The 8,766-nt window shown below is 72.6% G+C and carries 8 protein-coding genes; 6 read left to right on the forward strand and 2 right to left on the reverse strand.

Translation table 11 applies throughout. From position 1 onward, the window contains the following. The first annotated feature begins 29 nt into the window (after positions 1–29). Entirely contained in the window at positions 30–1,436 is a 1,407-nt protein-coding gene (locus tag ACFVYK_RS27360; protein ID WP_389778566.1) for an FAD-binding oxidoreductase, read from the forward strand. Between the two features lie 128 nt (positions 1,437–1,564). Here ACFVYK_RS27360 and ACFVYK_RS27365 read toward each other — a convergent pair whose 3' ends face one another. Further along, positions 1,565–2,083: an SsgA family sporulation/cell division regulator gene (locus ACFVYK_RS27365; protein ID WP_389778568.1), complete on the reverse strand. Its 519-nt coding sequence runs from the start codon at positions 2,081–2,083 to the stop codon at positions 1,565–1,567. A gap of 323 nt (positions 2,084–2,406) precedes the next feature. Between ACFVYK_RS27365 and ACFVYK_RS27370 the strand changes: the two genes are divergently transcribed. Both ACFVYK_RS27370 and ACFVYK_RS27375 read left to right on the forward strand, forming a co-directional pair. Then, a complete protein-coding gene (locus tag ACFVYK_RS27370) occupies positions 2,407–4,062 on the forward strand; it encodes an RDD family protein (RefSeq protein ID WP_389778570.1) in 1,656 nt (551 codons plus the stop codon). A gap of 97 nt (positions 4,063–4,159) precedes the next feature. Next, the gene (locus ACFVYK_RS27375; RefSeq protein WP_389778571.1) at positions 4,160–4,855 is read left to right on the forward strand and encodes an RDD family protein; all 696 of its coding nucleotides are present in this window, start codon (positions 4,160–4,162) and stop codon (positions 4,853–4,855) included. Between the two features lie 73 nt (positions 4,856–4,928). Here ACFVYK_RS27375 and ACFVYK_RS27380 read toward each other — a convergent pair whose 3' ends face one another. Then, on the reverse strand, positions 4,929–5,267 hold the full coding sequence (locus ACFVYK_RS27380) for a hypothetical protein (RefSeq protein ID WP_389778573.1): 339 nt from the start codon (positions 5,265–5,267) through the stop codon (positions 4,929–4,931). Positions 5,268–5,641: 374 nt separating this feature from the next. On the opposite strand from ACFVYK_RS27380, the gene ACFVYK_RS27385 reads away from it, so the two are divergent. The 3 genes from ACFVYK_RS27385 to ACFVYK_RS27395 form a co-directional block, all read left to right on the forward strand. Next, a complete protein-coding gene (locus ACFVYK_RS27385) occupies positions 5,642–7,993 on the forward strand; it encodes an immune inhibitor A domain-containing protein (RefSeq protein ID WP_389778575.1) in 2,352 nt (783 codons plus the stop codon). Between the two features lie 132 nt (positions 7,994–8,125). Next, positions 8,126–8,479, forward strand: a complete 354-nt coding sequence (locus tag ACFVYK_RS27390) for a hypothetical protein (RefSeq protein ID WP_389778576.1) — start codon at positions 8,126–8,128, stop codon at positions 8,477–8,479. 22 nt (positions 8,480–8,501) lie between these two features. Beyond that, positions 8,502–8,766: IS5 family transposase (locus ACFVYK_RS27395; protein ID WP_389778577.1), on the forward strand; the 265-nt coding region annotated here is incomplete at its 3' end.

The raw sequence follows: 8,766 nt of genomic DNA on the forward strand, positions 1-8,766 counted from the left end.
TTCACACCGATGGCCCCGGGTGCGAACCTGTGATCATGAGCCGTTTGGAAGCGCCGCGCGACGAGGCGACGGGCAACCTCCTCGACCGCCTGCTGGCCGGCCTGCCCGCCGAGGCCGTCCTCACCGACCCGGACGTCACGGTCTCCTACGCCCACGACATGGCCGGCTTCTGCCCGGCCGGCGCCCCGGCCGTGGTCGTGCTGCCGCGCACGGCCGAGGAGGTCCAGCACGTCATGCGCACGGCGACCGAGCTGCGCGTCCCGGTCGTGCCGCAGGGCGCCCGCACCGGCCTGTCCGGCGGCGCCAACGCCACCGACGGCTGCATCGTGCTGTCCCTGACGAAGATGGACCGCGTCATCGAGATCAGCCCGGTGGACCGCATCGCCGTCGTCGAACCGGGCGTCGTCAACGCGGTCCTGTCCCGGGCCGTGGGCGAACACGGTCTGTACTACCCACCCGACCCCTCCAGTTGGGAGACGTGCACGATCGGCGGCAACATCGGCACCGCGTCCGGCGGCCTGTGCTGCGTCAAGTACGGGGTGACGGCCGAATACGTGCTCGGTCTCGACGTGGTTCTCGCCGACGGGCGGCTGATGTCCACCGGCCGCCGCACGGCCAAGGGCGTCGCCGGCTACGACCTCACCCGGCTGTTCGTCGGCTCCGAGGGTTCGCTGGGCGTCGTCGTGCGTGCGGTCCTGGCGCTGAAGCCGCAGCCGCCGCGGCAGTTGGCGCTGGCGGCCGAGTTCGCGTCCGCGGCCGCCGCCTGCGACGCGGTGTGCCGGATCATGGCCGGCGGGCATGTGCCGTCCCTCCTCGAACTGATGGACCGCACCACCGTCCGGGCCGTCAACGAACTCACCCGCATGGGCCTGCCGGAGACCACCGAGGCCCTGCTCCTGGCCGCCTTCGACACCCCCGACCCGGCCGCCGACCTAGCCGCGCTCGGCGCGCTGTGCGAGGCGGCCGGCGCCACACAGGTCGTCCCCGCCGAGGACGACGCCGAGTCCGAACTCCTGCTCCAGGCGAGGCGTTCGTCGCTCGTCGCGCTGGACGCCGTCAAGGGCACGACGATGATCGACGACGTGTGCGTGCCCCGGTCCAGGCTCGGCGAGATGCTCGAAGGCGTCGAACGCATCGCGGACAAGCACGGGTTGACCATCGGCGTCGTCGCCCACGCGGGAGACGGCAACACCCACCCCACGGTCTGCTTCGACGCGGCGGACCCCGACGAGTGCCGGCGGGCCCGCGAGTCCTTCGACGAGATCATGGGCCTCGGCCTGGAACTCGGCGGCACCATCACCGGCGAACACGGCGTCGGCGTGCTGAAGAAGGAATGGCTGGCGCGCGAGATCGGCCCGGTGGGCGTGGAGATGCAGCGCGCGGTCAAGGCCGCCTTCGACCCCCTGGGCATCCTCAACCCGGGCAAGCTGTTCTGACGGCTGACGGCTGACGGCTGGCGGAGGACGGGGGAGGGCCGACGGGGGACGGCTGACGGGGGACGGGGGACGGCTGACGGCTGGCGGGGGACGGGGGAGGGCCGACGACTGACAGGTGACGGCCTCGCTCACTCGCCCGCGTCCCCCGGCTCGTCGCCCGGCCACGGATCGCGCAGCCAGGCGTCGTCCGCCGAGGAAAGCCCGCCCTGTTCCAGCGTGGCCGAGAGCCGGGGCGAGGGGGCGAGCAGCTCGGCCAGAGCGTCGTCGAGGCCGAGCTGCTCGCCCTCGGTCCCCGGCGGCACCACCCGCAGCGTCCGCTCCAGCCAGGCCGAGACCTGGGCCGCGGGCGCCTCCAGCAGGGCGTCGCCGTCGGGGGAGCTCAACGCCATCAGCACGACGCCGCGCCCCTCGACCTTCGTCGGCCACACCCGCACGTCCCCGTGCCCGCACGGCCGGAACACCCCTTCCACGAGCAGCTCGCGGGCGAACGTCCAGGCGACCGGGCGCTCGGAGTCGGTGTGGAAGGTGACGTGCACGGCGAACGGGTCGTCGCTGCGGTAGCCGAGCCGGGCCGGGACCAGGATGCCGCGCTCGGGCGACAGGACGAGTTTCAGCTCCAGCTCGCGCTCCACCACGGTGTGATGCATGACGTTCTCCTCTCGATACGGAACCCCTGCGGGCCCCCGGCCCGCACGGACTGTCCGACGGGCCCCGGGGCGGGCCTTCGCACGGCCCTTCGGGCAGGCCCGTACGAGTGGAGAGGGCGTCGACCCGGAACCATTACGCGGGTTCGGAGAACTTTTCCGGCGGGCGTGCGCGCCGGGCCCCGGCGGGCGGTTTCGAACGTGTGAAGAGCGTGCACGGGGTTGCCCGGAAAGGTGGCCGTATGGCCAGAGCCGCCCTGGCCCCTGCGCGCGTCTGATAAATGTGGTCCCCCATCCCACCCCCGAGCAGATACGGGACGACGGACATGAGCGCCCCAACCCCGGCCCCCGGCGACGACAGGCCCCGCGAGGGGTACTACCCGGACCCTTCCATCCCTGGATACGTCCGGTACTGGAACGGTGCCTCCTGGGTACCTGGCACCAGCCGACCGGCGCCGTCCGACGGCCGGCCGCTCACGCCCCCGTCCGACGGCCGGCCGCTCACACCGCCGCCCGGCGGCCCCGTGCCCTCCGTCGAGGAGACCGGCCCGCACTTCTTCGACGAGGATCCCGCCCCGGCCGACCCGTACCGCGGCCGTGCCGAGCCGGCCTCCGAGCCGGCCTCCGCGTGGGGCGCCGACCGCGCGCGCCAGTCCGGCTTCGGCGGCGAACAGGACCGCCGGGTCTCCTGGGGCGCTCCGCAGGGCGCCGACCCGCGGACGCCCGCGCCCGCCCCGGCGCAGCCCGAGGGCCGCTCGGCGAGCACGGACGGCAGGGCGACGATCCCGCCCGCGGAGCCGGAGGGCCACGGCGGCTCCGGCGCCGGGGACGTGGTCTCCGGGGGCACGTTCGTCTTCCGCCGCCCGACGCCGGGCCCCGGGGCGACCGGATCGCCGTCCGGCGCCCCCGGGTTCGTCCCCGACGAGGGCACCGTCACCTTCCGCGCGCCGGGCCCGCGCACGGGCCATCAGGACGGCGCGTCCGGCGCGCAGGGGCCGACGACCGCCCCGACGACCGCCCCGGCGTTCCCGGAGCAGGCGGGCGCGCAGACGCCGGGCCGCGTGTCCGCGGCAGCGGCCGGCGCCGCTCCCGCCGAGCCGGGGTTCGGCGCCGGCAAGGCGGCCGCCGAACGGGTGGCGGCGTCCCGGGCGGCGGCCCCCGCCCCGCAGGCCGGGCCCGCGCAGGGCGCGCCGGCTCCCGCCCCCGCCCCGGCTCCCCTCCCGGGTGCCGTTCCCGCCGCGCAGGGTCCCGCCGCGTTCCCGGGCGCCCCGGTCCCGCCGTCCGCCCAGTCCGCCCAGTCCGCGCCGTCCGCCGCGCAGCAGGCCGCCGCGAGCGTCCCGCGTCAACCCGCCGCCCCCGTCGCCCCGGCCGGGCCCGGTGGCGGGCAGCCCTCCTGGGCGCAGCAGGTGCACCGGCTCGCGGCGGCCGAGGACGGGCCGGTCGCGCCGTGGAAGCCGCCGGTCGACGACATCTTCCAGGCGGCGGCCCGGCGTCAGGCGTCGGCCCGTCCCGCGGGCCTCGGCAAGCGGCTGGCGGCCCGTCTCGTCGACACCCTCGTCCTCGCGGCCGTCACCGGCGCGGCCGCGGTGCCGCTCGGCGTGAGGGCCCTCGACCACGTCCACGAGAAGATCGTCGCGGCCAGGCTGACCGGGGAGACCGTGACCGTCTGGCTGCTCGACGGCACGACGTCGGTGTACCTCGGGATCGTCGTCGCCGTCCTGCTGGTGTTCGGGATCGTCTACGAGGCCCTGCCCACCGCCAGGTGGGGCCGCACGCTGGGCAAGAAGCTGCTCGGTCTGGAGGTGCGGGACATCGAGGGCGGTGAGCCGCCGTCCTTCGGGGCGGCCGTGCGCCGCTGGCTCGTCTACAGCATTCCGGGCCTGCTCGTGGTCGGCGTGGTCGGCGTCGTCTGGGGCCTGTTCGACAAGCCGTGGCGCCAGTGCTGGCACGACAAGGCGGCGCACACGTTCGTCGCGGGCTGACCGCACCGGCCCTCCCGGCTTCGCGCCTTCGCCCGGAGTACCCCGGACGGCCGCTCGCCGGATGCGGAGGGCGGGGGTTCGCGGTCGACTCGGGGGCATGACCACCGAACCGCCCCCCGGCTCCGGCGGCGGCGAGCCGCCGGAGGACGACCCGTTCCGCAAACGGCCGCAGCAGCCCCCGCAGGGCTCGCCCTACGACGCCCCCCAGGGCCCGCAGGGGCCGTACGGCCCAGGAGCCGGGCAGCCCCCGCCCCAGGGCGGCGGCCCGTACGGCGGCGGCCCGTACGGCGGCGACCCCTACGGAGGCGATCCGTACGGCGGCCGTCCCGCCGATCCGCTCGCCGGGATGCCCCCGCTCGCCGACAGCGGCCGGCGCACGCTCGCCCGGATCATCGACATGATCCTCGTCTTCATCGTCGCGTCGCTGTTGGCGTGGGCCTTCGGGGTCGCGCAGTACACGATGAACGCCGACAAGATCGAGTTCGGCAAGACCTTCGGCCGGGAGCTGGTCGCCGTGATCCTGTACGTCGGGTACGACACGATCCTGACCGCCAGGACGGGCCGGACGCTGGGCAAGAAGTGGCTCGGCATACGGGTGGCCGACCTCGACAACGGCGCCACGCCCTCGGTGCAGACGTCGCTGATCCGCGCGCTGGTGCTGTGGGTGCCGTTCGCGTTCTGCTGCGCGTGTCTGTGGACGGCGATCTGCGGCGGCTGGAGCTACTTCGACAAGCCGTACAAACAGGGCCTGCACGACAAGGCGGCCAAGACGGTGGTGGTCAGCACCGGCTGACGGGCCGCCCGGACCACGGCACGGCACAGGGCCCGCACCCCGAGGTGCGGGCCCTGCGCCGTGCCGCTGCGGTTCAGGGGGCGGTGGGCTCCCGGACCGGCTCGGCCGCCGCGGCGACGGACGCCGGCACGGGGGCCTGCACGGGCGCGTGCGGGGGAACGGTGACGCTGACGGTGAAGGGCTGCGTCCGGCCCGCGGGCGCGCTCGCCGCGGAACAGGCGGCCACGGCCTTCCTCGACGGCTTCGGCGTCGGCACCGTCATGGCCACGAGCACGCCGAGCGCGACCGCGGCGACGACGATGACGGCGATCCCGGGGCCCGAACTCGTCTGTGACAGCAGCAGCATGGCGAGCGTCGAGAAGATGACGGTGCAGGAACCGTATGTGAGCTGTGCGACAGTCGGACGAGGCATGGCAATCGTGTCCTCGGAAGCGGGGGCGGTCTCGACTCTATTCGCCTGCATGCCCGAGCGGGACGAGCGGTAAGCGTGACCTAACCCACGGTGCCGGTGCACAGGGGGCGCACGGAGTCATGACGTCCATCAGGTGGACCGTCCGCGCGCCCGGCCCGGTCCTTCACGGTGCGTCATGTTGCCGCCATATGTCCGCAATACGAACACCGGCTCCCGATAATGCATTTGACCTGTCCAAGTCAAGGTCTGTCTTTTCTCGCAAACCAGTAGTCAAATGGCGGCACTTGACTACACGCGTATAACAGCGCGCGGACCTTCCTTGACAGGGATCCCCCCTTTCCGCGCGCACGGGCGCGTGCGTGGGAGGACAGCAAGTGAGCAGTAGATCCTGGACGTATCGGACGGTCGCGACCGTCGTCGCCCTGGCCGCGGCCTCGGCGACGTACTCGACGTTCGCCGTGGCGCAGGCCGCCGAGAACGGCTCGGCGAAGGCGCCGGCGGTCGACCGGCGCGACCCGCAGCCGGCGAAGGCCAAGGAGCACGACTTCGACGGGCCGCTCAGCAAGACGCAGGACGCCCAGCGCGAGGAAGCCCTCAAGCAGGTCATATCGGGCAAGGCGTCGGTCAAGGACCGGGACGGGTCCAAGGTCGTCCAGCTCAAGAGCCGCAAGGGCGACAGCAAGTACGTCGAGCTGGGCCGGGAGAAGACCGACAAGATCTTCACGATCCTGGTCGAGTTCGGCGACAAGGTCGACTCCCGCTACGGCGGCACGGCCGGCCCGCTGCACAACCGGATAGCCCAGCCGGACCGCAAGAAGGACAACTCCACCGCCTGGCAGGCGGACTACAACCAGGCGCACTTCCAGGACCTGTACTTCGGCACCGGCAAGAAGACCGAGTCGCTGAAGAAGTACTACGAGAAGCAGTCCTCGGGCCGCTACTCGGTCGACGGCGAGGTCACCGACTGGGTCAAGGTCCCCTACAACGAGGCCCGTTACGGCTCCAACAAGGCCTCCACCGGCGCCTGGTACGCGGTCCAGGACGGCGTCAACGCCTGGGTCGCCGAGCGTGAGGCCGCGGGCGACACCGCGGCCCAGATCAAGGCGGAGCTGGCCCAGTTCGACCAGTGGGACCGCTACGACCACGACGGCGACGGCGACTTCAACGAGCCCGACGGTTACATCGACCACTTCCAGATCGTGCACGCCGGCGAGGACGAGTCCGCGGGCGGCGGCGCGCAGGGCGAGGACGCCATCTGGGCCCACCGCTGGTACGCCTTCGGCACCGACGCCGGCTCTACCGGCCCGGACACCAACAAGCTCGGCGGCGCCCAGGTCGGCGACACCGGCATCTGGGTCGGCGACTACACCATCCAGCCGGAGAACGGCGGCCTCGGCGTCTACGCGCACGAGTACGGCCACGACCTCGGCCTGCCGGACGAGTACGACACCTCCGGCGGCGGCGACAACTCCACCGGCTTCTGGACGCTGATGTCCTCCGGCTCCTGGCTCGGCACCGGCCGCAACGCCATCGGCGACCTGCCCGGCGACATGAACGCCTGGGACAAGCTGCAACTGGGCTGGCTGGACTACGACGTGGCCAAGGCGGGCGTCAAGTCCAGCCACACGCTCGGGCTCGCGGAGTACAACACCAAGAACGCCCAGGCGCTGGTCGTCCAGTTGCCGGAGAAGAAGGTCACCACCGAGGTGGTCGCCCCGGCCCAGGGCGCCACGCAGTGGTGGAGCGGCAGCGGCAACGACCTGCGCAACACGCTCACCCGTGACGTCGACCTGACCGGCAAGACCTCCGCGGCGCTCACGCTGGACGCCTGGTGGGACACCGAGCAGGACTACGACTACCTGTACACCGAGGTCTCCACCGACGGCGGCGCCAACTACACGCCCCTGGACGGCACGCTGGCCGACGGCACCGCGATCCCGCGGGACGGCAGCGGCAAGCCCGCGCTGACCGGCACGGTCGCGTCGTACCAGAAGCTGACGTTCCCGCTGGACGCCTACGCGGGCAAGAAGGTCAGCCTGCGCTTCCGCTACGCCACCGACGGCGGCGTGGCCCTGAAGGGCTTCGCGGCCGACGAGATCAAGGTGACGGCGGACGGCGCCGCGCTCTTCTCGGACAACGCGGAGACCGCCGACCCGGCCTGGAAGGCGGCCGGCTTCTCGCGCATCGGCGCGTCCATCACGGACGACTACCCGCAGTACTACATCGCCGAGAACCGCCAGTACGTGTCGTACGACAAGACCCTCAAGGTCGGCCCGTACAACTTCGGCTTCTCGACGACCCGTCCCAGCTGGGTCGAGCACTACGCCTACCAGAACGGCCTGCTGATCTGGAAGTGGGACCTGTCCCAGGCGGACAACAACACCAGCGCCCACCCGGGTGAGGGCCAGATCCTGCCGGTCGACTCGCACCCGACGCCGCTGAAGTGGGCCGACGGCACCGCGATGAACGCCCGTCTGCAGAGCTTCGACTCGACCTTCAGCCGGTATCCGACGGACGCGATCACGCTGCACAAGGCGGACGTCGCGGTCAAGATCAAGTCCCGCCCGGGCGTCCCGGTCTTCGACGACGGCAAGTCGACGTACTACGACGCCTCGACCCCGCTCGCGGGTGTCAAGATCGCTGACACCAACACCTCGATCAAGATCGTCAGTGAGCCGGCCAATGGCTCCACGATCAAGGTGAAGGTCGGTCCGTCGGCGAAGTAGCCGACGTTCCCGCAGGTCAGAAGCGTATCGGCGGCAACCCCTGGCGGGTTGCCGCCGATCGTGTTTAGGTGCCTCCTGTGCTCTTCTTATTGACAGCGACCTCGACACCGACGCACACGGGGGTGTGACCGCATGGCCGCAGGAGGCTTCTGCAAGCTGCCCGACGGCATGGTGGTGGTGGCGCTGAACCTGCCCCGCCCCGCCGCCCGAGAGGGCCTCCCCGGCCCCGCCGCGGACGTCCGCGTCCTCGTCCACGCCCGCAACCGGGCGCGCGCCCTCACCAGGCTGCGCAACCTGGGCCTGCGGGCCGTCTACCTGCGCGGCAACGCCGCCCCGCCGACCCCGGACGAGATCACGGCGGTCCTGCACCATCCCGACGGCCTGATATGGCGCACCCCGCCCGACAACGGCGTCCCGGCCGGCGTCACGGCCGGCCCCGAGCTGTGGCGGCCCATCAGGGCCCTGCTGGGAAGCGCGGCGGCCTAGGGCCTGTCTGATAGTTGATCTTGTGGTGGGTCGTGGTGAGTTGACGGATGTGGCGTGGGAGCGGATAGCGCCGCTGTTGCCGGGTGTTGACGGGCGGGGTCGTCCGTGGCGGGATCACCGGCAGGTGATCAACGGGGTGTTGTGGCGGTTGCGGACGGGTGCTCCGTGGCGTGACCTGCCGGAACGGTTCGGGCCGTGGCAGACGGTCTATGAGCGGTTCGCCCGGTGGGAGGCAGACGGGACCTGGGCCCGCCTGCTCGAGGAGGTCCAGGTCCGCGACGACTCGG

The organism is Streptomyces sp. NPDC058291, assembly GCF_042880855.1.
Lineage (GTDB): Bacteria > Actinomycetota > Actinomycetes > Streptomycetales > Streptomycetaceae > Streptomyces.

Bases quoted from the DNA above. Each gene is read 5' to 3' on its own strand.
- ACFVYK_RS27365 (WP_389778568.1), bottom strand. From the start codon at position 2,083: ATGCATCACACCGTGGTGGAGCGCGAGCTGGAGCTGAAACTCGTCCTG.
- ACFVYK_RS27370 (WP_389778570.1), top strand. From the start codon at position 2,407: ATGAGCGCCCCAACCCCGGCCCCCGGCGACGACAGGCCCCGCGAGGGG.
- ACFVYK_RS27390 (WP_389778576.1), top strand. From the start codon at position 8,126: ATGGCCGCAGGAGGCTTCTGCAAGCTGCCCGACGGCATGGTGGTGGTG.
- ACFVYK_RS27375 (WP_389778571.1), top strand. From the start codon at position 4,160: ATGACCACCGAACCGCCCCCCGGCTCCGGCGGCGGCGAGCCGCCGGAG.
- ACFVYK_RS27380 (WP_389778573.1), bottom strand. From the start codon at position 5,267: ATGCCTCGTCCGACTGTCGCACAGCTCACATACGGTTCCTGCACCGTC.